The sequence below is a fragment of the Stenotrophomonas sp. HMWF023 genome (assembly GCF_003060985.1).
GTDB classification, from domain to species: Bacteria; Pseudomonadota; Gammaproteobacteria; order Xanthomonadales; family Xanthomonadaceae; genus Stenotrophomonas; species Stenotrophomonas lactitubi.
This window is the reverse complement of record NZ_QAIJ01000224.1, coordinates 854-1,664: the sequence shown is the minus strand read 5'-3', so window position 1 is coordinate 1,664 and position 811 is coordinate 854. Positions and strand designations below refer to the sequence as shown.

Annotated in this window: 1 pseudogene; it reads left to right on the top strand. The window is 67.0% G+C overall.

The window, feature by feature from the left end:
* Positions 1 to 811 (top strand): annotated as a pseudogene (locus tag DBR20_RS23075) (FUSC family protein); the annotation flags it as partial.

The window sequence follows — 811 nt, the reverse complement described above, 5'->3', positions numbered from 1 at the left end:
GCATCCGCACCGAACGCACCGCCACCGACAAGCACGTGGACTACGGCATGGCGCTGTTCTCCGCGCTCAGTGCCGGCGTGGCGCTGATGAGCTACTGCGTGCTGTGGATCGGCCTGGGATGGGAGGGCGGTGGCAACGGCGCGATGATGGCCGCAGTGACCGCCGCGTTCTTTGCTGCACAGGATGACCCGGCGCCGAGCATGGTCTCGTTCCTGGTGTGGGCGATGGTGGCTTCACTGGTGGCCGGCGTGTATTTGTTCGGCGTGTTTCCGGCCGTGCACGACTTCGGCCTGCTGGCACTGGTGCTGGCGGTGGTGTTCCTACCACTGGGCCTGCTGCTGCACCATCCGAAGAGCGCGCTGTTCGCGCTGCCGCTGACGGTCAACCTGGCTGCGCTGCTGAGCCTGCAGAACACCTACAGTGCCAACGTCCAGACCTTCGCCAACTCGTCGATCGCGATGTTCATCGGCATTGGGTTTGCCGTGGTGATGACGCGGTTGTTCCGCTCGGTGGGTGCCGAATGGACCGCGCGCCGGCTGGTAAGGCAGGGCTGGACCACCCTGGCCGAGGCGGCCGAAGGCCGTGGTCAGCAGGATCGCCAGCGCTTCGCCGCACGCATGCTGGATCTGCTTGGCCTGCTGGCACCGCGCCTGGCAGCGACCCCGGAAGGCAGCGACATCGCGTCGGTGGACATGCTCAACGAAGCCCGCATCGGCCTGAACATCCTGCAACTGCGCCGCGCGCGGCTGGAGCTGCCCGAGCGCAGCCGCGAGGCGGTCGAGCATATTCTGGAGGAGATCGCCGCGCACTA